Annotated in this window: 22 protein-coding genes; 11 read left to right on the top strand and 11 right to left on the bottom strand. The window is 58.4% G+C overall.

The features are described from left to right. Nucleotides 1–39: 39 nt before the first annotated feature. The 6 genes from ACIPR4_RS20840 to ACIPR4_RS20820 form a co-directional block, all read right to left on the bottom strand. Nucleotides 40–357, bottom strand: coding sequence for a helix-turn-helix domain-containing protein (locus tag ACIPR4_RS20840; RefSeq protein WP_013570657.1), 318 nt, complete (start codon nucleotides 355–357; stop codon nucleotides 40–42). Then, the gene (locus ACIPR4_RS23380; protein WP_281046969.1) at nucleotides 354–572 is read right to left on the bottom strand and encodes a type II toxin-antitoxin system RelE/ParE family toxin; all 219 of its coding nucleotides are present in this window, start codon (nucleotides 570–572) and stop codon (nucleotides 354–356) included. Before ACIPR4_RS23380 ends, ACIPR4_RS20840 begins: the two co-directional genes overlap by 4 nt. After that, nucleotides 470–721, bottom strand: coding sequence for a type II toxin-antitoxin system RelE/ParE family toxin (locus ACIPR4_RS23415; RefSeq protein WP_342612443.1), 252 nt, complete (start codon nucleotides 719–721; stop codon nucleotides 470–472). The genes ACIPR4_RS23380 and ACIPR4_RS23415 overlap by 103 nt, the downstream gene beginning before the upstream one ends. Before the next feature lie 276 nt (nucleotides 722–997). Beyond that, nucleotides 998–2,656: a M28 family peptidase gene (locus tag ACIPR4_RS20830; RefSeq protein WP_013570656.1), complete on the bottom strand. Its 1,659-nt coding sequence runs from the start codon at nucleotides 2,654–2,656 to the stop codon at nucleotides 998–1,000. A 364-nt stretch (nucleotides 2,657–3,020) separates the two neighbouring features. Continuing rightward, nucleotides 3,021–4,403 carry an MBL fold metallo-hydrolase gene (locus ACIPR4_RS20825; RefSeq protein WP_013570655.1) on the bottom strand — a complete coding sequence of 461 codons (1,383 nt, stop codon included), beginning with the start codon at nucleotides 4,401–4,403 and terminating at the stop codon, nucleotides 3,021–3,023. After that, nucleotides 4,400–4,750: an ArsR/SmtB family transcription factor gene (locus ACIPR4_RS20820; RefSeq protein WP_013570654.1), complete on the bottom strand. Its 351-nt coding sequence runs from the start codon at nucleotides 4,748–4,750 to the stop codon at nucleotides 4,400–4,402. Before ACIPR4_RS20820 ends, ACIPR4_RS20825 begins: the two co-directional genes overlap by 4 nt. A 56-nt stretch (nucleotides 4,751–4,806) precedes the next feature. On the opposite strand from ACIPR4_RS20820, the gene ACIPR4_RS20815 reads away from it, so the two are divergent. Continuing rightward, nucleotides 4,807–5,289, top strand: coding sequence for a rhodanese-like domain-containing protein (locus ACIPR4_RS20815; protein ID WP_013570653.1), 483 nt, complete (start codon nucleotides 4,807–4,809; stop codon nucleotides 5,287–5,289). Next, a complete protein-coding gene (locus ACIPR4_RS20810; RefSeq protein WP_013570652.1) occupies nucleotides 5,286–5,654 on the top strand; it encodes a sulfite exporter TauE/SafE family protein in 369 nt (122 codons plus the stop codon). Before ACIPR4_RS20815 ends, ACIPR4_RS20810 begins: the two co-directional genes overlap by 4 nt. A gap of 166 nt (nucleotides 5,655–5,820) precedes the next feature. Here the strand turns inward: ACIPR4_RS20810 and ACIPR4_RS20805 are convergent, their stop codons facing one another. Next, a complete protein-coding gene (locus ACIPR4_RS20805; protein WP_013570651.1) occupies nucleotides 5,821–6,237 on the bottom strand; it encodes a secondary thiamine-phosphate synthase enzyme YjbQ in 417 nt (138 codons plus the stop codon). Nucleotides 6,238–6,393: 156 nt separating this feature from the next. Between ACIPR4_RS20805 and ACIPR4_RS20800 the strand changes: the two genes are divergently transcribed. After that, nucleotides 6,394–6,801 (top strand): nuclear transport factor 2 family protein, encoded by a 408-nt coding sequence (locus tag ACIPR4_RS20800; RefSeq protein ID WP_013570650.1) that lies wholly within the window; start codon nucleotides 6,394–6,396, stop codon nucleotides 6,799–6,801. On the opposite strand, the gene ACIPR4_RS20795 is transcribed toward ACIPR4_RS20800, so the two are convergent. Continuing rightward, nucleotides 6,749–7,792, bottom strand: a complete 1,044-nt coding sequence (locus ACIPR4_RS20795; protein WP_013570649.1) for an SGNH/GDSL hydrolase family protein — start codon at nucleotides 7,790–7,792, stop codon at nucleotides 6,749–6,751. The genes ACIPR4_RS20800 and ACIPR4_RS20795 overlap by 53 nt on opposite strands. 391 nt (nucleotides 7,793–8,183) lie before the next feature. On the opposite strand from ACIPR4_RS20795, the gene ACIPR4_RS20790 reads away from it, so the two are divergent. Both ACIPR4_RS20790 and ACIPR4_RS20785 read left to right on the top strand, forming a co-directional pair. Then, the gene (locus ACIPR4_RS20790; RefSeq protein ID WP_013570648.1) at nucleotides 8,184–9,341 is read left to right on the top strand and encodes an FG-GAP repeat domain-containing protein; all 1,158 of its coding nucleotides are present in this window, start codon (nucleotides 8,184–8,186) and stop codon (nucleotides 9,339–9,341) included. 315 nt (nucleotides 9,342–9,656) lie between these two features. Further along, nucleotides 9,657–10,547, top strand: coding sequence for an SDR family oxidoreductase (locus tag ACIPR4_RS20785; protein ID WP_013570646.1), 891 nt, complete (start codon nucleotides 9,657–9,659; stop codon nucleotides 10,545–10,547). Nucleotides 10,548–10,607: 60 nt separating this feature from the next. Here the strand turns inward: ACIPR4_RS20785 and ACIPR4_RS20780 are convergent, their stop codons facing one another. Beyond that, a complete protein-coding gene (locus tag ACIPR4_RS20780) occupies nucleotides 10,608–11,288 on the bottom strand; it encodes a TetR/AcrR family transcriptional regulator (RefSeq protein ID WP_013570645.1) in 681 nt (226 codons plus the stop codon). A gap of 43 nt (nucleotides 11,289–11,331) precedes the next feature. Here ACIPR4_RS20780 and ACIPR4_RS20775 point away from each other — a divergent pair, with 43 nt between their 5' ends. Together ACIPR4_RS20775 and ACIPR4_RS20770 are read left to right on the top strand one after the other, a co-directional pair. Further along, entirely contained in the window at nucleotides 11,332–12,912 is a 1,581-nt protein-coding gene (locus ACIPR4_RS20775) for an FAD-dependent monooxygenase (RefSeq protein WP_013570644.1), read from the top strand. Continuing rightward, nucleotides 12,909–14,042 carry an FAD-dependent oxidoreductase gene (locus tag ACIPR4_RS20770; protein WP_013570643.1) on the top strand — a complete coding sequence of 378 codons (1,134 nt, stop codon included), beginning with the start codon at nucleotides 12,909–12,911 and terminating at the stop codon, nucleotides 14,040–14,042. The genes ACIPR4_RS20775 and ACIPR4_RS20770 overlap by 4 nt, the downstream gene beginning before the upstream one ends. Nucleotides 14,043–14,081: 39 nt before the next feature. Here the strand turns inward: ACIPR4_RS20770 and ACIPR4_RS20765 are convergent, their stop codons facing one another. Beyond that, entirely contained in the window at nucleotides 14,082–15,005 is a 924-nt protein-coding gene (locus ACIPR4_RS20765) for a LysR substrate-binding domain-containing protein (protein ID WP_013570642.1), read from the bottom strand. 276 nt (nucleotides 15,006–15,281) lie between these two features. Here ACIPR4_RS20765 and ACIPR4_RS20760 point away from each other — a divergent pair, with 276 nt between their 5' ends. Next, complete coding sequence (locus ACIPR4_RS20760) at nucleotides 15,282–16,142, top strand: 2-hydroxyacid dehydrogenase (RefSeq protein ID WP_245536401.1); 861 nt, start codon at nucleotides 15,282–15,284, stop codon at nucleotides 16,140–16,142. A gap of 97 nt (nucleotides 16,143–16,239) precedes the next feature. On the opposite strand, the gene ACIPR4_RS20755 is transcribed toward ACIPR4_RS20760, so the two are convergent. After that, entirely contained in the window at nucleotides 16,240–17,379 is a 1,140-nt protein-coding gene (locus ACIPR4_RS20755) for an acyltransferase family protein (protein ID WP_041587053.1), read from the bottom strand. A 258-nt stretch (nucleotides 17,380–17,637) separates the two neighbouring features. Here ACIPR4_RS20755 and ACIPR4_RS20750 point away from each other — a divergent pair, with 258 nt between their 5' ends. The 3 genes from ACIPR4_RS20750 to ACIPR4_RS20735 all read left to right on the top strand — a co-directional run bounded on the left by ACIPR4_RS20750 (nucleotide 17,638) and on the right by ACIPR4_RS20735 (nucleotide 21,984). Continuing rightward, complete coding sequence (locus ACIPR4_RS20750; protein WP_013570639.1) at nucleotides 17,638–18,363, top strand: DUF2461 domain-containing protein; 726 nt, start codon at nucleotides 17,638–17,640, stop codon at nucleotides 18,361–18,363. Between the two features lie 239 nt (nucleotides 18,364–18,602). After that, a complete protein-coding gene (locus ACIPR4_RS20745; protein WP_013570638.1) occupies nucleotides 18,603–18,899 on the top strand; it encodes an HU family DNA-binding protein in 297 nt (98 codons plus the stop codon). Nucleotides 18,900–19,548: 649 nt separating this feature from the next. After that, nucleotides 19,549–21,984 carry an ABC transporter permease gene (locus tag ACIPR4_RS20735; RefSeq protein ID WP_013570637.1) on the top strand — a complete coding sequence of 812 codons (2,436 nt, stop codon included), beginning with the start codon at nucleotides 19,549–19,551 and terminating at the stop codon, nucleotides 21,982–21,984. Nucleotides 21,985–22,294 lie beyond the last annotated feature (310 nt).

Genomic DNA, 22,294 nt, shown 5'->3' with positions numbered 1-22,294 from the left:
TTCTTAGAGGCCATGATTCTGCGCGGAACTCTTCAAGTGTTAGGGATTCATGTCAGCAAAGCCGGTCAACTTCACCGGGGCGCCGTCGGGGAACTGTGCAATCAGGGTGAGGGTTCCACCCATGGCTTCGACGGAACGTTTCAAGGTAGAGAGGTGGATGTCGGCACGCTTCTCGAACCTGGAAACCTGTTCTTGCTTCACGCCAAGCTTCTTCGCAAGCTGGACTTGAGTGACCTTCCGCGCCTTGCGAAGTTCGCGCATCGTCATCTCCTCGGCGACGAGTTGGCTAACGCGCTTTTCGATTTTGTTCCGACGGCTCGCAGGTAGCCTGGCGATTATTTCATCAACAGTCTTCATCGCTTTTTCCCTTTCTTTGGCTTCGATTTGGTGGCCGCTTTCTTGACTGCGGTTTTCTCCTCGACTTTCAACCGTTCGAGGTGCTGCTCGTACCGCTCTTCAGCCTTGTCGATCAGCCGCTTGTAAAACTGCTTCTCGTTGACGCCGCTCTTGTCAGCGGCGACCAGCACAATCGCCCTACGCTGCGGGTCGAACGCAAAGGCGGCGCGCGCCACTCTCCATCTGCCGCCTCGAACCGCAGTTCCTTCATGTTTGCGTATTTCGATCCTTCCAGAGTGTCGACGTGGGGTCGACCTGTCTCTGGACCAAACAACTCTACAAACTTGGCCTCGGCCAGAAGCTCGTCCTGAACCTCTGCTGCCATCTCGTCGAACTCAGCCAGAAAGGCCTCATGAAACTTAACTGCCCACTTCATCTAATATGCCCCCTGGATCATATGCTCTCAAGAGCATATACTTCCACCTCTTCCATTGTGGCTAGCGGGATGCGCGATCCAAAGCTCCGGATGTCTTTGCTGCATGGTGAGAAACGCGCTTTGCATAAGCAATGTTCGACAAGTCACCGCGATACTGCCCAGGCAGTCGATGCAACGACAAGGGATGAGGCCAAAGCCTCACCCCCTTGTCATTCCATGGCTCCGTTACTTCTTCAAAGGCTCCGGCGTAGGAATCCTCGGCAGCATCTCCGCCCGTGTCGCCGCGTTATACGCAAACCACGCTTCGATCATGGAACCCTGCATCACATCGTCCTTCTGCACGCGGTCGTAAAGGTCCGCGTTGGAGTGGTGCGTCCGCGTGCCGTACTCCAGCGTGTCCTGCTGGAAGCCGATGCCATTCAGGCCGATCCACGAGAACGCAGTCGAGTCCGTTCCACCCGGAGACGGTGTCGGTCGGAACTCCGTGCCCGAAACCGCAATGATGTGCTGGTCCTTGATGGGCTCAATCCATGACTTGAAGATGACCCCGATCTGCGGACTTCCCCCCGCCGAGACGCCGCGGAACCTGCCCGAGCCGCCGTCGTCGTTGAAGTACACATCCAGCTTGTCGTACTCCGGTGTCTTCTTCATCGTGTCGCGTGGAGCGAAGTGCTGCTGTACATAGGCCGTGGAACCGTACACGCCCTCTTCTTCGCCGCCCCAGAGAGCAACGCGGACCGTGCGCGCCATCGGCTTGTGCAGCGTCGTCAGAATGCGCACAGCCTCCATCGCCACCGAAGATCCGGTGCCGTTGTCGGTGGCGCCTGTGCCGCCCTGCCAGCTGTCGAAGTGACCGCCCAGCATCACGACCTCATCCTTCTTCGTGGTGCCCGGAATCTCGCCGATCACGTTGAAGGCGTCCTGGTCCGCCTTCTGATACTCCACCTGCACGTCGAAGGTAAGCCTCGGCGTAATGTTGTGCTGGAGCAGACGCACCACGCGGTTGTACTGCTCAGCACCGATGGCCACCATCGGCGGCGGAATAGGATCCTTCGGATTCTCCGACCCGCCGTAGGTGGAAAAGATCGTTCCGCCGTCGCCGTTATAACCCGGCGTCAGCACCACCGCCGGGGCCTCTTCCTTCAGGAAGGCATTCAGCTCATTGCGCAATGCCTTGTTGCCGGAGAGAGCCTGCGACGTCGGCGTGAACTCCCACGTGCCCTCTCCCGGTCTGCCGCGTCCGCTCGGATCGCGATTGGCTTCAGGGGAGCCGGGAGCAGCAACGGGTCGACGACCACCCTCTCCGCCACCACGTCCGCCGCGCGCAAGGATCTCCTCATCCGTCGGAGAAGGCTGCGCATCCGCCTTCGTGTGCAGCGTCAGCGGGGCCGGATCGAAGATGAGCACAATTTTGCCCTTCAGCTTGCCGTGGTACTTGGCGAAATCTTCCTTGGAGTGAATCGGAGCCCAGATCGCATCCGCCGTGACGGGCCCATTGGTCCCAGGCGTCCACGCCAGCGGGAAACCATTCAGAGCAGCGTAAGCCGGTGCCTCCATCGCGCCGTAATACTTCTTGATCTGCCATCCATACCCGAAGGGCCACTTCTCCAGGTGGACGTTCTGCATCCCCCACTCTTTCATCTGCTTCATCGCCCACTCAGCGGCGGCGCGGTGATTGCGGCTGTTGTTGACGCGAGGACCGTAGACCTCGGACAGATAGAAGAGGTTCTCCATCACCTGCGAGTGCTGAAGGGCCTCGCTTTTGATCTGCGTCAACGTATCCAGATCGACCTTGTCACCAGCTTGTTCTTGCGCAATTGCGGACGAGAGAAGCAGCAGGGCCGCGACCATAACGGCGGCCTGCTTGAAGCGGAGCAGAGGCATTTAAGATTCTCGCTTTCAAAAGGAAGATGATTAACAGAACAAGAGGAAATCCAATGAGCAGAAGCTGCGGAAATAGCCTGCAAAATCAGCACGGCATGCCGCCGCGGAGACTCTTTGAAATATAAGTAATGGCACAACGCTATCGGATTCGCGTTCACGACGCAATCCAATCTCGTTGGCAATCCTTACGGCGAACTCTCACAATCGCCGCAAACCTCTTCTTGGTATCGGCTGCTTTAAAAAGGAAGAGGAGCCTCAATGCGTGCGGGGTAAGTCGGTACTGGAGTAGGCTTCTTGCCAATCATTGCTTATGAGAAGCGCGTTCATCAGGAGCAATCAGACGTGAGGGCTAGATGAATTTGGGTCAGCTTGTTGTAAGTGGCAACTTCCGTTCCTTCCAGGCTGACATGCCACCATCCATGGAACTGATCCCCTTGAAGCCACTCGCCTGAAGCACACTCGCCGCGATGCTGGAACGATACCCGCTTCCACAGACGGCGATGATGTCGTTGTCTCCATGGAGTTCTTTAAGCCGGTCCTTCAGCTCGCCCAGGGGAATATGGATGGCATTTTGAATGTGGCCGCCGGTCCATTCTTTATGGCTACGGACGTCAAGAATCCGAGTGTCAGGGTGCCGCTCGAATACCTCCTTCGTGGAGAGTTGCGTGGTTCGCGTGAACTCCATCCCTGCGTCCACCCATGCGGCCATTCCCTTCTGTAGAAAGCCTTCGATATGATCCAGCCCTACCCGGACGAGTGACCGGCGCGACTCCTCATCATCTCCTTCGTCGTTGACGAGAATCAATTTCCGTTCCGGGGCCAGCATCCAGCCGGCCCACAGAGAAAGGTTCTGGCCTGCGCCGATGTTCATCGCACCAGGAATATGCGCGCCGCCGAACGCTTCGGGACGGCGTAGATCGACCACTGTGGCGCTCTCGGTGGCTAGAAGCGTCGCAACACGGGCAGGTGTGAGTGCAATCTCGCCTGGCAGGTCCGCAACGCTCGAAGCGCCTTTAGAGTTCAGCTCCTTCATGCGTGGGTAATACGACGGCATAGGCGGAACACTGGCCAGGATCTCGCGAGCAAAGGCATCCTCTTTCAGCTTGAATAAAGGTTGACTCAGGCGCTCATAGCCAAGCGTCGACTCGGCCCGTTCACTCATGCCCGACCCACAGAGTGATCCCGCACCATGACCTGGGTAGACATGGACGCCATCAGGGAGAGAAGCTATGCGTTCATGCAGGCTGTCGTACAGGTCGTGAGCGAGCTTCTGTTTCGCCTCCTCACCCAACAGGTCTGGACGTCCAAGAGAGCCTACAAAAAGGAAGTCTCCGCTGAAGAGCGCAAGCGGCTGGGACGCGTCCCGTTCTTGATCGAAAAGGACGAAGCTCAGGTGCTCCGGGGTATGGCCCGGCGTGTGGAGCGCGACCAGACGCACGTTGCCGATCTGCACGGCATCGCCATCATGCAGTGCATGGTGAGACATGGCATAGCGGTACGGCGCCTGGTCATACGCACTGAGAGCAAGCTGCGCGCCTGTGGCTTCGGCAAGTGCGAGTGACCCCGAAGCAAAATCCGCATGGATGTGGGTTTCGGTCACAGAGGTAATCGCCACGCCCTGCTCTTTTGCATAGTTCATGTACCGGTCCACATCGCGCATGGGATCGATCACTACGGCTTCGTCCTCCGACGAGATGACGTAGGAAAACTGGGCAAGTCCCGGTACTTCAAATTGTTTGATCTTCATCGCTTCGCCTGTCTTTTCTGTCCTGCCAGCTGCTCAAATTCGCGCCGGCTTTTCTGGGTCTCACTGCTGCATACCAGAGCGCAGAGCTTGAACACCATGGGGTCGCTGATTGTGTAGAAGATGGACGTGCCTTCCCGTCTGCGTGCAATCAGTCCCGCGTCGGAGAGGATCTGTAAATGTTTGGAGACGTTGGGCTGATTTCCCTCAAGGGCGGCAACCAGTTCGCCCACCGACTTTTCCCCTGCCTCCAGCTCTTGGAGGATACGAAGGCGGAATGGCTCTCCAAGGGTGCGGAAGCGCCGTGCCACCAGCTCCAGCATTTTTTCGCTCATCATCGAAGTTGCCATGACTTGAATATATCACTATGTAGGCATACAGTGAAGTTATTCGCATGGAGGCGCCAATGAACGTTCGCTTGATTGATGTACGGGAATACCCTGAATACGCTAACGGCCATCTTGAGAATTCAGAACTGGTTCCACTTGGGACACTGGACAAAGCAAGTGATGGCTGGGACCGCGTGGCACCGCTTACGCTTGTCTGCCGCAGCGGACGACGGGCGGAAGAGGCCCGTGAAACTCTGGCTAGAAAGGGTTTCAAAGCGCTTACCGTGCTGCACGGTGGAATACAAGCGTGGATGGACAGCGGCAAGCCGCTAACGGTTGCCGCAAAGAAGCCGTGGTCGATGGAACGACAGGTGCGCGTCGCCGCGGGCTCCCTGGTGCTTGCGTTCTTCGGCCTGGGCCTTCTCAGTTCGAGGAAGTTCTTTGCCGGTGCGGCTTTGGTTGGGGCGGGGCTTGTTTACGCGGGCGTGAGCGATACCTGCATGATGGCTTCTCTGCTGGGCCGCATGCCCTGGAACGATCCGAAGAAAGCGAACGCATGACTCCGCTCGTAATTGCCGGTGGCCTCGCTTTAGGCCTGGTCATCGGCATCATCTCCGGCATGATTGGAATTGGCGGCGGCGCCTTTCTGATCCCCGCACTGGTTTTCTTCTATGGAATGTCGCAGAAGACCGCACAGGGCACTTCCGTTGCGACCCTGCTCTTACCCATCGGGATGTTCGCGTTCTGGACCTACTACAAGGCCGGGCACGTCGATCTGAAGCTGGCATTGTGGATCGCAGCCGGTTTCTCTGTCGGAGGCTGGTTGGGAGGTCTTTGGGCACAGCACCTGTCGGATGTGGCGCTCCGCAGAGGATTCGCCGTCCTGCTTGTTACATTGGCTATCAAACTCGCCATAGAACGTTGAGAAGAATCGCGTTATTTTCGGCCTGACCTCACCGGACGAAGCAAGACGGCTCGGCTGCCGGTGAGATTCAGAGGCGTTAAGCTGCCTTATGGGCGGTGATGGACAAGAGATTGATATCTCGCGCTCCACGCCGCATTGACCCAAAGATTTGAGGCAAGAGACCCGCCTATTCCCCGATCAGGTGCAACACAATCTCTCGTCGATGAGGGCGTACCCGATGTTCGAAAAGGTAAATGCCTTGCCAGGTGCCCAATACAAGGCTGCCCTTCATCATCGGTATGGATAGCTGCACCTGAGTCAGTGCTGTCTTCAGGTGGGCGGGCATATCGTCAGGCCCTTCCGAGTTGTGATGATACGGCCCATCCTCGGGTGCGAGACGCTCGAAGTAGGCTTGGATGTCGTGGCGCACCGTGGGATCGGCATTCTCCTGAATCAAAAGCGAAGCCGACGTGTGTCGGCAAAAGACGGTCAGAAGGCCCGTTTGCATCTTCTGACGCCTCACCCATTCATTGACGATGGCCGTAAATTCATAGAGTCCCTGACCACGCGTTGTGATCTCAAGGGTGTGCACTAACTGCGCCAATTGCTGCCTCCGCTTTACCTCAATGTACTGCAACCGATAAAAGAGATTGGATGCTGATCCTCATGCGTGAGCGATCGCTCTGGTGTCGAAGCGTCGTTGAGAAGTACTGGTGAAGAGAACAACAATCGAGTGACAGCAAGCGTTCTAGGAGGATGAATGGCAGACGCGAAGACCCTTATTGAGCAGGCGTACACCGCCTTCAACAAGCGAGACCTCGACGGTGCTTTAGCGCTGATGACGCAGGACGTGAGCTGGCCCAAGGCTTCCGAGGGCGGCAAGGTCGTTGGAAAGGAAGAGGTCCGCGCCTATTGGACCCGACAATGGAGTGAGTTCGATCCCCATGTCCTACCACTTGCGATGACCGAGGAAGATGGAGGCAAGATCCGCGTCAGGGTGCACCAACTCGTCAAGAGCCTTCAAGGGGATGTTCTTTCCGACAGTGAGGTTCTTCACCTCTTCACCGTGAAGAGTGGTCTCATCGCAGCGATGGACCTTGGAGATGAGGTCGACTCTATCGCTGCTCCGTCTGCCGCATTCGCACACCGAAGAGTACAAGGCGAGTGAAGCTGTGCTCAAGAGGGCACTCAAGGCAACAATGAAGTGTACTCGCAGTGACGCACCGCGTCGCCAGCTTGCGCCGACGCAGCGACGCAGCCACGCTCAACACTCCCGTTCCCAGCAGCAGGAGAGACGACGGCTCCGGCGTGACCGCTGCAGGCGTCATGGCTTCGGCGAAGCCCTGCGCAAGAAACGCATCCGCTGCGGTCGTGGGATGAATCGCGTCAAAGAAAAGATATCCGTTGCAATCTGGATTCGCCGCGGCCAGGAGACAGGGCGTGTTGACGTTTGTAAAACCGTAGGCGTTGGGGCTGGTCAGGATGGAATGGAAGAGTGCGTCGGTGTCAAACAGCGTAGCGCCCGACGGCAGCGTGGACGCGAGCGCAGCGTTGAACGCATCGCTGTAAGCGATCGCCGCCGGATCCCCGTTGAACTCCGGCGTTTCACCCAGATTGGGCAGGTTCGGCACCAGGATGCTGGTCGCGCCCAGCGCCTGCAGTGCAGCTACGATGCCGTCGATATTCGCCGCCGCAATCTGCCCGGCCGCCTGGCTCTGTGCGACGGTTGGAGCACTGAGCGCCTCGAAGTCGTCCGCGCCGCCCCACACGACGAAGAGCGAACTCGGAATGAGGGCGGGCGGCAGCAGCGCGGCACTCGCGGCGTACTCGGTCGCCATCCCGGGAAGGCCGAACGAACCCAGAGTGGTAGGCGTTCCGCCATCGCCGATATTGCCGATACCCGTGGTCGCACCCCCAAAGGCAAAATCATGGAGCGACGTATTCAGTTGGGCCGCGAGTTGCTCCACCGCCACACTTCCATTGGAAAAGCGGCCATTCACATAAGGGGGTGCGGGTGCCAGACCACCCGTCGCCGTGAACAGATTGCCATTGTCGGAAAGGCTGTCGCCATAAACAACAACGGAGCTAAAAGAAGTGGCGCGGGCGGGAAGTGTGGAAGCAGCCAGAAGCGCGGCGGTAAGAGCGACAAGAATGCGCACGGTGGTCCTCCAGGAGGAAGCTACATGGGCCCATTTGTCTGCGTGCAGATTATGCGATTAAACCCGAGGGTGCGCAAGATCGAAATTTAGAGCGAACGTACCCTGACCCGAACCTGGTGCAGGGCCCGTGCATCGGCGTGATAAAACACACCAGCCAGGGAATCAAAAGCTCAAGATTCATCTGAAGCTTCCACCGATGTCACTCGATAAGTGCTTTGGCGTGTTCTCGTCACCTGACCATCGATCCTGGAACCGTCGCCAGCCGTTAGCGCCTTAGTCCCTTGCATTTCAAAAATCGCGGAGTCCTACAGCGACTCGCTTCTCCTTCACCCAATGAACAAGCGCGCTTCCAGGACATACTCATATTGCGTTAGAATCCCGCATTGCCGCTATGCGCAATTCAACTCAATTCGCGTTGATCCTCGTCGCCAGCAGCCTGGCGGCGCACGGTCAGAGCTTTCATCAGGTCACGATTTCCACTGGACCGAGCCCCCGGTGGATCGCCATCGCTGACGTCAATCATGATCGCAATCTAGACATCGTCGTCGCCAACGCCGGCTCGGACAACACCGACTCCGGCACCATCACCGTGTTGCTCGGCGACGGTCGGGGAGGCTTTCATCTAGCGGCCGGTTCATCTTTTCCCGCCGGTCATCTACCCAACGACGTCGCCATCGGTGACATGAACAACGACGGGAATCTCGATCTAGTCATCGCCAATCACCAGTCGCCCTATTTGCGCGTCTTTCTCGGCGATGGCCGTGGAGGCTTTCATCTCGCGCCCGGATCGCCTGTCGACGTCCACTCTGACCCGCATCCCCATGGCGTTGTCGTTGCCGACTTCAACTCCGATCACAATCTCGACGTCGCCACAGACAGTTGGGGAAGCAATCGGATTGAAGTTGTCCGAGGTGACGGTATGGGACGTCTTGTTACGGCGGGCAAATACTTCCCCACAGGCCGCCGCCCCTATGAACGCCTCCGTACTGCCGACTTCAACCACGATGGCAACCCGGACATCGTCACTACCAATCTTGACGACAATACCGTCTCTATCCTGCTTGGCGATGGCCGGGGAGGCCTGCAGAGCGCCGCTGGTTCACCGTTCCCTGCGGGCGCCAAACCGTGGCAGGTTGCCATTGATGACCTCAACGGCGACGGCAACCCGGATCTCATCGTCATCCCATATCAGCGCGATATTACCGGTCCGACTGAGAATGCCATCTCCATCCTGCTCGGTGACGGCCACGGTGGGCTCCATCCTGCGCCCGGTTCACCACTTCCTTTGGCAGAGTGCCGCGGTCCCAACAGCGTCGCCGCTGGAGACCTTACAGGCGACGGAACCCAGTCAATCGTGGTCGCCTGCGCGGAGAGCCGAACGATGCAAATCTACCACCGGAGTGCGGCTGGAAGGTTTACCTCCACGGCCTCGCCTATTGCTGGTGGCTGGGGATCCGTTTCTATCGCGCGCCTTACTGCCGGTCCGCGAAACGCAATCCTTACAGCTAATGCCGATGCCGGTTCCATCACGATCTACTTTCCAGACTAGCGAAGACTCACTAACCCGAGTCAGAGCGCCGAGGAGTCCGCATCTCTTTGAGATCGGACAGGTGATTGAAGAAGGCAAGCATGAGGAGCTGGTATGGCGCGAAGGCGGGACCTAACGGAGGCTCTTGGCCTTGTGGTCGGCGCAGTGCCGGTCTTCGACGACGAGCCATATCTTTCGGACGTTCAAGGTTTGAAAGTTGTGGGACGATTGGACCGATCATACGGACGATCAGCCCAGATCGCCCGCGCGCCGAAACCCATCTAGTGAAGTACGGTGCAGATCGGCCGCAGACGTGGAACTGAGGGAGACATCATCATGCGTATCTTTGTAACCGGTGCAACAGGATTCATCGGCTCGGCGCTTGTTTTGGAACTGGTCCAGGCTGGCCATCAAGTGCTGGGGCTGACACGATCGGAAGTCGGCGCTGAGGCTCTGCGAGCCGCCGGAGCCGAAGTGAAGTACGGCAACATCGAAGACCTCGACAGCCTGCGCGACGGTGCCGCCAGGTCTGAAGGCGTCGTCCATCTGGCCTTCAACCACGACTTCTCGCAGCTGCAAAAGAACTGTGAGGACGACCGCAACGCCATCCAGGCCATCGGCGAAGTGCTTCTGGGTTCCAACCGCCCGTTCGTGATCACCTCGGCAACCGGTCTTGTAGACAATGTCGACGGCAAGCCATCGACGGAGGACGGAACGATCGCTTCGTGGAACCCACGCGCGGCTTCGGAAGCGGTGGTGAAGGAGTTGACGACGCGCGGCGTGAACACCTCTGTAGTGCGTCTGCCGCAGGTGCACGACACACGCAAGCAGGGACTGGTCTCGTACATACTCCCCGTGGCGCGCGAAAAGCATCTATCGGCCTACATCGGCGACGGCAGCAATCGCTGGCCTGCGGCCCACGTCTCCGATGTGGCACGGCTGTATCGCCTGGCGTTTGAAAAGGCAGAGCCGGGCGCGATCTATCACGCCGTGGATGAAGAGGGCGTGTCGATGAAGGTCATCGCCGAAGCCCTCGGCCGCGGTTTGAAAGTGCCTGTCGTCAGCATCAAGCCCGAAGAGGGAGAGGCGCACTTCGGCTGGCTTGCCCACTTCGCCGGGCATGATCTGTCGTCCTCCAGCGCGCTCACGCAGCAAAAGCTGAACTGGAAACCCACAGGGCCAGGCCTGATCGCCGACCTCGACGGCATGGACTACACGCAGGCGTAATTCGGCCAACGGCGCACCGGTGCCTGCAGAGTACCGGTGCGCTTTGCGCTGTTGAAGGCGTCAGCGCCGCCGCTGTGCGTCAATCCCTTTGAGGATCAGATCGATCCCGGCGAGAAAATCCTCACGGTCGTCGTGTGCCCGCACCTGCCCCGCAACGCTTCGCGTGAAAGGGTACAGATGCGCATCGAGCTGAGACCAGGCGGTCGCCACCGCTTCAAGAAAGTCGGACCGGTCCAGGCCCCGCGCCCGCGCCAGTTGCCCGTTGGCCGCGTTCCGCCCACCCACACCGAGGATGTAGTTCAGCAGCGCCCCCACCACCGCCCACTGCGTACCGTCCTCCACGCCAAGAGCGCGGACCTGCTGGCCCAGGCGTTCGAGTATGCGCACCATCGGCATCGCTCCAGGTGCCTGCCCCAGCGCCGATCCAACCCAGGGATGCGCATCCATCGCATCGAACATGCCCAGCGCGAGAGCGCGTAGGTTTGCCTTCGGCTTCGCTCTGGAAGTCGTCGCCTCCATCGTGCGGGCAACGATGGCATCGCAGGCGGCGGTCAGCAGCTCGCTCTTGTTGGCGATATGCCAATAGATCGCACCAGGACCGGTCGCCAGTCGTTCCGACAGCGTGCGGAAGGTCAAACCACTCTCTCCGCTGCTATCCAGAAGCTCAATCGCCGCTTCGATAATGCTCTCGCGCGAGAGCGATTCTTCCCGCCGTGGAGCGCTGCGCGCTTTTTTCACCATGCGTTATCTTGACATAGTTGGAACAATGTTCCAAGATCATGGAATGATGTTCCATCAACCTCTACAGGATTCGCAAGAGCAGTCTTCAACCGCGCACGATGTCCTCATCGTCGGCGCGGGTCCCGTAGGTCTCTTCCTTGCCTGTGAACTGGCCTTGGCTAAATGTTCCGTCCTTATCCTCGAAAAGGAGAAGGATCCTCACTCACCCTTGAAGCAATTTCCTTTTGGAATACGGGGACTTTCGTCGCCTACGATCGAAGCGCTCTACCGTCGCGACCTGCTTAAGGAACTCGATCTACACAAACGACTCAACAACCCTCACAAGACTTCAACCCCCGTCGGGCCACTGCGTCAGGTCGGACACTTCGCGGGCATCCCGCTTCTCGAAGGCAATATCGACACCTCGCAGTGGAAGTATCGCCTGCCAGGCTCGCCCCAGACCAGCTTGTTGTCTTCGATGGAGGAGATGGAATCCGTGCTGTCTCGCCGCGCAGAAGCGTTAGGCGTCGAGATCAGGCGCGGGCTTGCCATCACTGACTTTCAGCAAACCGCAGAAGGAGTGACCGTTCAGGCAGGTGACCAATCGTTCGAAGGCAAGTGGCTCGTAGGTTGCGACGGAAGCCGTAGTGTTGTTCGCAAGCTCGGCGGCTTTGAATTCGCCGGTACGGAGCCGGAGTTTACCGGCTACTCGGCTCAGGTTGATCTTGTCGACCCGGAGAAGCTAAGCCCAGGCCGCAACCTGACACCCACAGGCATGTACCTGCAATCGCAGCCAGGGTATGTGGTGATGGCGGAGTTCGACGGCGGTGCAGCGCATCGTGCAGGGCCGGTCACGCTGGAACGCGTTCAGCAGGCGCTACGCCGCGTCTCCAACACCGACGTCACCATCGCCGCCCTGCATGCCGTAACCACCTGGACCGACCGGGCAAGGCAAGCCGCGACCTACCGCAGCGGACGTGTACTTTTAGCTGGCGATGCCGCGCACATTCATTCGCCGTTGGGAGGCCAGGGGCTGAACCTCGGCATAGGCGACGCCATGAACCTCGGTTGGAAGCTCGCCGCCACCTTCCACGAGAAAGCGCCAGTCGGATTGTTGGACACGTATCAAACAGAACGCCATCCACTCGGCGCACAGGTTCTGGATTGGTCTCGCGCGCAGGTGGCCATCATGAGACCAGGGCCCTCTTCCCGCGCGTTGAATGCGATCCTCCGCGACCTGATAGATACGCGCGATGGTGCCACCTATATGGCAGCAAGAGTGTGGGGCGTTTTCACACACTACGATCTTGCTGGCAATCACCCTCTCGTCGGCTCCCTTGTCGGTTCCCTCGTCGGCTACAGTGTTCCCAACTTTGAGTTCGAAGACGGCGCAACCATCGGTGAGCGAATGTACGATGGCAAGGCGATGCTGCTTGATTTTGAGACCAATGCCTCACTTAAAACTTTGGCAAGTGGATATGGCGACCGCATCCAATACGTCTCTGGCCGTGCGAAAGAACAATTCGGTTTGAGCGTCGCACTCATACGCCCTGACGGAATCATCGCCTGGGCCTCCGACAACGAACCGGACCAAAGCGAACTTCAAAGCGCTGCCGCTCACTGGCTCATGAAAGAAACCATATGAATACTCCAATCGCAATCATCGGTGCCGGTCTCGGCGGCCTCACACTTGCCCGCGTCCTCCACGTGCACGGCATCGCAGCCACGGTCTACGAAGCGGAAGCCTCGGCAGACGCGCGCGCGCAGGGAGGCATGCTCGATATCCACGAAAACAACGGGCAGCTCGCACTGCGGGCAGCAGGACTCTTCGAAGAGTTCCTCGCGATCATCCACCCTGGCGGTCAGGCAACGCGTGTACTCGACAAACACGGCAACGTCCTCTTTGAAGATTTCGACGACGGCACAGGCGGTCGACCCGAAGTACCCCGAGGAGAGCTTCGCCGGATTCTGCTTGACTCACTTCCTTCCGGCACGGTCCGCTGGGGACACAAACTCACAGCAGTATCCCCGCTTGGCAACAGCCAGCACACGTTGACCTTTACGGACGGCTCCACGGTGACGACTGACCTCCTCGTGGGTGCCGACGGTGCCTGGTCGCGCGTTCGTCCGCTTCTCTCCGAAGCGCAACCGGCCTATACCGGCACGTCCTTTATCGAGACGTACCTGCTGGACACAGACACCCGTCACAAGCCGAGCGCGCAGGCAGTGGGCGGTGGTGCGATGTTTGCGCCAGCCCCAGGAAAAGGCATCTTCGCGCACCGCGAGCCCAACGGAGTGCTGCACACCTACGTGCAGTTGAACAAGCCAAAGGATTGGATAGGCAGCATCGACTTCTCTGACCCGAAGACTGCCCTGGCCAGGGTCGCCGAGGAGTTCGGCGGCTGGGCCCCGGAGCTGACAGCGCTCATCACCGACGGTGAGACGGCCCCTGTGCCGCGCTCAATTCATGCGCTCCCGGTCGAGCACCGTTGGGACCGCGTCCCCGGCGTGACACTGCTCGGCGATGCGGCGCACCTGATGATCCCCTCCGGTGAAGGAGCCAACCTCGCCATGTTCGACGGCGCTGAACTCGCGAAGGCCATCGCCGCTAACCCCGGCGACGTGGAAGCCGCGCTCCTCGTGTATGAAGCAGACCTCTTCCCCCGCAGCGCGTCCGAAGCCGCGGACGCGGAAGGCATTCTCAAGGTGTGTCTCGGCCCCGACGCTCCTCAGAGTCTGGTTAATTTCTTCACCAACCACCAGCCCGTCGAATAATTGCCGTGGATATCCGCCCTCTGAGAAGCGCGGTGGTCGTTACTTCTTGGTGAGAGCAATCATGGGGTTCTTGGCATACTCCTCTTTTGCGATGGCAAGGAGCTGAGTCGCTGCAGGGTTGCGCATCGTCTTCTCAGTCCAAAGATCGATAGACGACCATGCCTTGGAGCGCAGAGGTCGAAACACCGCGCCGGGAATATTCAAACGGGCAACACTCGCTGGCGCGATGGAGATGCCCATCCCCGCGGCGACCAGGCTGACAGCCGTCACCCACTGCGGTGCTTCCAGCGAAATCTCAGGAGCAAAGCCGGCTGTAGTACAGACAGCCAGGGTCCTTTCAAAGGCGAGTTTCGCGATGCGAGGAGTAAAGAGGACGAATTGCTCGTCCTTCAGTGCCTGTGGTGCCAGCGGAGTTCGTTCCTTTGCCAGTCTGTGGGACTGCGGAAACACAGCATGAAAAGGCTCTCGCGAAAGCGGAGTCATGCGCAGCCCTTCGTTCGCACTTCCATCCCGGATGAACCCAACGTCCAGCGTGCCGTCGAGCAGGAGCGGTACCTGCTCAGGGGCGTACATCTCCCGTAGCTGCACGCGGACTTTGGGATAACGCCGCCGAAACCGGTCAAGCACGAATGGAAGTGGACCATACATGGCGGAGCCGCTGAAGCCCACCGAGAGCGTGCCTTCTTCGCCCTTTCCAATCCGCTGCGCTGCCTGAAGCATGTCGTCAAAACGCGTCTGCAACTCCTCCGTTCGCCCCGCAAGAAAGGCTCCGGCTGCTGTGAGCGTCACACCGCGTGTTGTCCGGATAAAGAGTGCATGCCCGAGTGCCTCTTCGATCTTTCGAATCTGCAGACTCAGGTTCGGTTGAGCAATCCGGAGCTTGCTGGCCGCGCGGCCAAAGTGCAGGGTCTCCGCGACGGCGAGAAAGTAACGCATCTGGCGAAGTTCAATGGAATGAGACATACCAGAAAATATATCAATTCAGGTCAATTCAGGTATTGGACGATATGAATGTTTCTCGCTACGTTGAAAGAAGGAACAGGCTGTTCCAGAAAAGAGAGCGAGATGCGGAAATCATTGCGGAGCTTTTTATATACACATCACCTCACCGACGGCGCAGGCGTGCTCCTAATCGAAAAGGGCCTATAGATGCGAATCCTCTTTTGCGGAAACAACTTTCCCGACGCCCCTGAATACCTTCGCAAGCATCTTCCTCCCGGCTGTAACGATGAGATCGTCGTGTGTTCTGAAACAGATGTTCTTCCCCAGTTAGGCAGGGCCGACGTGGTCATCCCAAAGATGCTGCGGATGGGTCGGCGGGAGATGGAAGCCGGTCAGTTTCGGCTGATTCAACAATGGGGAGCGGGCCTCGAAGGCATCGACCTCGAAAGTGCGAAACAGAAAGGCGTCTACGTAGCCAATGTGCCCGCGACGGGAGGCAATGCTGAGTCGGTTGCGGAACATGCCCTGCTGCTCATCCTTGCGCTCTTGCGAGACCTGCCCAAAGCCGATGCGAATGTGCGTGCGGGAGTGCTTGGAGCACCGCTTGGCAAGATGCTCGCAGGCCGCACCGTCTGTCTCTACGGCTTGGGTGCGATCGCGCTGCCCATCGCCAAGCGTCTTCATAGCTTCGAGGTGGATCTGATAGGAATCACACGCGACCCGACAGCGGCGAAAGTAAGCGAGTTCGGTCTTTCTCGCTGCTTTTCTCAAGAAGAACGGGAGCGAGCGTTCGCGGAAACAGACATCCTCGTTCTCTGCATGCGCTATACCGAAGACATGCGAGGAATGATCGGTGCCCGGGAACTCGCAGGACTCAGGCGCGGAGCCTATCTGATCAATATGGCCCGAGGCGGATTGATCGATCAGGAGGCGCTGTACGCTCAGCTTGCCAGCGGACACCTTGCAGGCGCGGGCCTCGACGTCTTCTGGCAGGAGCCACTGCCAACGAATGACCCAATCCTGACTCTACCCAACGTCATCGCGACACCGCACGTAGGCGGTGTGACAGAAGCTTCGTTCGAGGAGATTGCCAAGGCTGTAGCTGAGAATATCGAACGGCTTCGTCGTGGAGAGTCGCCGCTGCACGCGGCCTTCTAGATTAATCGGAGCGCAGCTAAATCCGGTCCAACACTCGCCCAAGACGCAGGAACGCAGCGTGAACGCAAACTCTCTGCTCATCGAGCTACCAGTAGAGCTATGAGTCGAGCGCGCTCTTCACTAAAAAACGCCTCCTGAGCCACTCCCGAACCGGCTCATCGTAGAGCTTCAAACAGGCATACGCGATCGTGACAGCCGTGAGCAGAAGCGCCACACCCCACACCGCACCCTGCGCTGCCGGAATCTTATTGCGCGTCACCCACGCCGTGTAGACGTAGATCAACGGGTAGTGCGTGATGTAAAGCGGATAAGAGATCTCTCCAAAGAACTTGCAGAGCTTCGTGGCCAGTGGGCCGGAGATCCGATCGCCCGCGCCCATGGCTACAACAATCGGGAAGAGAACGATAATGCAGAACGACTCATAAAGCCCATTCCTCCACAGATGCTGCGGACCTCCGAATCTCGGCAGGCAGAAGATAACCACGATCATTAGGCTGCACCACGTAAATGCGTTGGGAACATGAATCCGTTTTCCCAACCGCATCAGCAGAATGCCCGCGAAGAACGGATAAAGCATGCGCGCAAACCCGATGTGCATCTGCGTCTTGTCGACAGCCCATCCACCGATCACATCGCCCTGCGTCCCAAAGACCGTGAGATGAATCAGTAGCGCCGCTGACAGCGCAACGAAGACGCCAAGCGCCTTGTTCGAAAGCTTGCGAAAGCCAATGCCGTAAAGAATATTGGCGATGTACTCAAAGAAGAGCGACCACGCGGGCCCATCCAGCGGATGCATCTCCTGCCATCCGCGAATATCCATCGAAGGAAGCAGCGGAAGCATCGTGAAGCCCACAAGCATCACCAGCAGCATCTTGTGCACGGGCGTCGTACTGACCAGCGAGAAGATAGGACACGCCTGAAAGTAAAACAGCGCCGCGCCGATCACATTGCCCATGATCACCATCGGCTGCAGTCGCACCAGGCGGCGCTTGTAAAAATCCCACTGCGTCATCTTCCCCCAGCGGTCGTCGTAGGCATACGCCACAACGAACCCCGACAGAAGAAAGAAGAAGTCCACCGCAAGGTAGCCGTGATTCATAATCTGCTTGAAGCGATTGCCATCGGCATATGCTTCGAAGGTATGAAACATGACCACCATCAAGGCCGCGACACCACGCAGGCCGTCCAGAATCTCATAGTGACTTTTCGTTTGGAGATACGCAGGCGTTCGATTCATAGAGTGTGAACCAGCATACAGAACCCGTGCCCCATTCTTCGCGCGCTCTTGCGCGAAGGGTGGGGTCGCGCGGAGCGCACAAACCAGATCCCTCAGGAACCCCAGAACTTTTGTCATGTCCTTCAAACCGCTACAAATCCGGGTGCCCCATGTCCCGCTTCTGGGACATGGGTATGCGCAAAGCGCATCGTTCGCTCGAAGAGCGACCAAACGCTAGGTTCAGCCACGAACAACCAAACCAACATAAAATTAAAACCGATGGCCACGAAGCGAACCCCGACGAAAACCCCCGCCCCACACTTCACCCCCTCTGCCCTCCGCTTCCTCCGCGCCCTCAAGCGCAACAACGACCGCGAATGGTTCGCCGCGCGCAAGGACGTCTTCGTGACCGAGCTGCAACAACCCATGCTCGCCCTCATCGAACACATCACCCGCGCCATGGAAGACTTCGCACCCGCACACCTCCGCCCTGCGAATAAGATCGCCATGCGCATCTACCGCGACATCCGCTTCTCCAACGACAAACGCCCCTATAAAGAGAACCTCGGCGCATGGTGGGCGCGCACCGGCATGGAGAAGACCTCAGGCGGCGGCTTCTACTTCCACTTCACCGGGAAAGAACTGCTCATCGCCTCCGGCATCTATATGCCTGATCGCGACCAACTCCTCAAACTGCGCCGCTTCATCGCGGACGATCCCGACCGCGTGCGCAAAGCACTCGACGACAAGAAACTCCGCAAACTGATGCCGAACTTCCACAGCAACCCCCTCACACGCACACCCAAAGGCTTCGCTCCCGACTCTCCCGCGGACGATCTCCTCCGCTGTCGCCAGTGGGAGGCCTCCGTCTCCCTCCCCGCTGAAACGGTGTTGGAGCCGACGCTCGCCCAGGAAATCATCACGCGTTTCCGCGCGGCGGCGCCCTTGGTCGAACTGCTCAACAGCCCATTGGTAACCAGACCTCGCGTTAAAACCTTCTTCTAAATCCTCTGAATTAGGGAGTTTTGAACCCTTTTAGGCACTTTTCCAGAGAAAACCGAGAAAAACCTAAAAAAACCGGTAAAACCCGAAGATTTCGCATTGACAAAGCGCCGCGAAAGACGCATCGTTGGTTTCGGAGCAGTTCACCGCACCCGCGTGAATACTGGCGAAGCGCCACTTTCATCCGTCGTTCGGAAAGCTCGGTTCACACAGTTTCGTACTTACGACAAAGGAGCAACACCATGGCAAAAGGCATAACCAAGACCGCGCTCGTCCGCACACTGGCAGAGAAGCTCGAACTCACCAACAAGCAGAGCGCTGCTTTCTTCGAAGCGATCGCTGAGATCGCCGTCAAGGAGACCAAGAAGAACGGTGAGTTCACCATCCCCGGAATCGGAAAGCTCGTCAAGGCGGAGCGCAAGGCTCGTCTCGGTCGTAACCCCCAGACCGGCGAGACCATCAAGATCAAGGCCAAGACGGTCGTCAAGTTCCGCGTTGCCAAGGCAGCCAAGGACGCGATCGCTCCCGTAAAGAAGTAGCCCCAGGGCTCGCTTCGGCGGAAGAGTTTTCTCCAACCAGAACGACCGCGGATGTGGCGGGGGAACATGCGCAACGCATGCGAACCCGGAGAGTCCGCGGTCTTCTGCTGTCTACAGCTTTAAACCGGAAAGCTACATACCGGGTGCCCCATACATCGCGCTCTTTGCGATGTGTGGGCTATGCGCAAAGCGCATCCTTCGCTCGAAGAGCGACCCTTCAAAGAGGCTTCGTGCTCGAATCTCAGCGGCAGGCAAAGCCCCTTTCCGCAATGGATCTGCTCATCGCGCCCCATGTCGTCGCCATCAACGGAGTTCTGGTCACGCACGACAAGGCATCTTCCCAGAGAACATCCTTCCCTCGTTCGCAGAACCTGGCCCTCCGAAACACCTCACTTCTTTGCTGTCCATTTTCGGATCGATCTGTTCGCTTCTGAACAGCCTGGGTTGTTCTCAGGGCTGCCTTGTCCGCCACGGAAAGACCCCCGCCCGCACCGTTCTTGATTAAATTCCGCTGCATCAGCGAATAGCCTGGTCTGGCAAACGACTCTATCCCCTCGGTTCGCCATTTTTCTCATTGGGCCTTTAAGTGCGCATACTATGTTGCTCTCGAATACTGGAGTGGGCTTCGGAGAAGCTAAAGGGAGGAAGTATGCTGCGAGATGTCCAGTTAGCGATTCGGATGCTGCGGAAGCAGCCGGGCTTCAGTCTGATTGCGGCGCTGACTCTGGCGCTGGGGATCGGATCCACGGCGGCCGTTTTCAGTTTGATTCAAGGTGTGTTGCTGACACCACCACCGTACGTGAAGCCTGACCAGCTGATGATGATTCCAGCGAAGCGCGTTGATGGGCGGAAGATGGAAAGCCCCCGCGGCTGGGCCGCGCAACAGTGGTTGGAGTGGCAGCAGCAGGCAACCTCCTTCCAGAGCGTAGCCGCATATACCTGGACCTTCAATTTCCTCATTCGCAACGACGGAAGCCAATCCATGCAGGGAATGAATGTGTCCAGGGACTACTTCCGTGTCATGGGGCTGAAGCCGGTGGCAGGACGCGGTTTTGAGGATTCTGATTTCGGTCCAGGGCCAGTGAAGGGCATTGTGCTGGGGTACGAGTTTTGGCAGCGGACGTTTGCCGGCGATAAGCAGATTATCGGGAAGACGGTGCGCATCAGCCGCCGGGATGTGACGCCGATTGTGATCGGGGTGATGCAACCGGGTGTGCGGTTCCTGCCGTCGCCGGGAGCGGCGAAGGAGCCGAACTACAACGTGAACGCGACCGTGGATTTCTGGGCGCCGGCATATCCGGACCCGAAGTATTTGAAAGAGCCTTATTGGGAGGTAGTCACGCGGCTGCGGGATGGAGTCACTCCACAACATGCACAACAGGAGCTGTCTGTACTGGCGGCAAGAGAGGCGCTGTCGGAAAAGAAATTTGAAGGGTTTGCGCCGCAACTGGAGCCGGTAACAGAGGAGATGAATCGAGACGGCAAGCGGATTCTGTTGCCGCTGCTTGGCGCTTCGGGTCTGGTGTTGCTGATCGCCTGCGGAAACGCGGCAGCACTGCTGCTGGTGCGCGGTCTGCAAAGACAACAAGAGTATGCGGTCCGGATCGCGATGGGCATGAGCCGCACAGCACTTCTGAGAAAAGTCCTGACGGAGAGCTTATTGCTGGCCCTGCTCGGGGGAGCATTGGGTGGCGGACTTGCCGTGGGCGCCGTGAAACTGTTCAAGGCGATTGCGGGACATGCCGTTCCGCGTCTGGATGGAGTGACGGCAGGTTGGGCGGTCCTGGTGTGGGGGATTGGAGCGGCGGTGCTTGCTGCGTTCGTCGCGGGGATGATTCCCGCGCTGCGAGCGTTTCGTCTGGACCCTATGGATGTGCTGAAAAGCGCGGGCCCGAAAGGGACAGCGGGAACCGGAGAGAGGCGGCTTCTACAAGGGGTCACGATACTGCAGACAGCGCTGACGCTGGCATTGCTGGTGGGCGCGGGACTGCTGATTCGTACGATGGTGAAGATCGCCGCGGTGCCGTCGGGTTACAGCACGAGCCGGATTTTAACGATGAGCGTGACGGAGGTGCAAAGCTCCTCGACCTGGGGCAGCTTTCACCGGCAAGCGCTGGAGCGCGTTGCAGCTCTGCCAGGCGTGCAGTACGCAGCGTTTGCCTGGGGAGTGCCGCTTACGGGAAACAACTGGCCCGCAACTTTGGAGATTGAGGGGCAGCCGGCGGCGATGAAAGAGAGCGAAAAGACAGCTCTGCCGCTACGCGCGGTCACGCCTGACTACTTCAAGTTGATGAGCATGGCGTTGATAGAAGGACGGGAATTTCGTTCGACGGATGACGACAAGGCGCCTGCGGTGGCGATCGTAAATAAGGCATTTGCGGAACGCTACTTTCCGCAAGGCAACGTCATCGGACGAAAGTTCTGGCCCAACGGGCGCGATAAGCCGGGCATCGAAATTGTCGGCGAGATTGCGAACGGACGGACCGATGATTTAACACAGGAGGCGTCCCTGGAGGTCTATCTGCCACTTTGGCAAGCAAATGCGTTTTCCAAACATCTTGTGATTCGGTCTGCGGGAGATCCGCGAACGATGGTGGCTGCGGTGGAACGAGAGCTACGCTCCGTAGATCCAACGGCGGCGATTGAAAATGTGAAGACTCTGCAACAGATTCGTGACGAATCTCTCTCCTCACGCACCTTTGCCATGCACCTGCTCACGGGATTTTCAGCACTGGGAAGCCTGCTGACGCTGGTGGGAATCTACGGTGTGCTTTCCTTGTCTGTGGCCTCCAGACGCAAGGAACTGGCGATTCGAAGTGCGATGGGAGCGCAGCAGACTGACATTCGGAAATTGATCTTCGGAGAAGGATTTCGATTGATCGCGAGTGGCGTGATCGCTGGCGTTGTTCTGGCCATTGTTTTGTCGCGGGTCCTGAAGTCGTTCCTGTTTGAAGTGCAACCCGGCGATCCCGCAACCTTGATCGCCGTGGGTGCGCTGTGCGTCGGAGTGGGACTTCTGGCGTGCTGGGCGCCGGTGCGGCGGGCGACGAAGGTTGATCCGTTGGAAGCATTGCGGTACGAGTGAAAGGTGTTCCCCTGCTCGGATCATCGCAATCGGGTAACACACCGAGATGGCCCAGCCAAACGATTTCACCCACCAGCACGAGCACCCGGCACCGTGCTGCAGAAGCATGCCTATTGGCAGAGAAGAAGATCAACACCGATAAGACTTCCTACTCTAGTTAGGGCAACTATACTTGAGAGATCAAGGTAGTTCTCCTACCGTGGTTGAAAGAAGCGGGATCCGAAGAAGCGCGTTTAGCTTTACGCTCCGCTTCGCGCTCTTGCTTCTCCTGTTCCATCGCAGCCTTTACAAGCTGCGGATTCGCTCTTAA

The organism is Terriglobus saanensis SP1PR4, from assembly GCF_000179915.2.
Classification (GTDB): Bacteria; Acidobacteriota; Terriglobia; order Terriglobales; family Acidobacteriaceae; genus Terriglobus; species Terriglobus saanensis.
The sequence above is the reverse complement of the archived record's forward strand: the minus strand, read 5'-3'. Positions and strand labels throughout refer to the sequence as shown.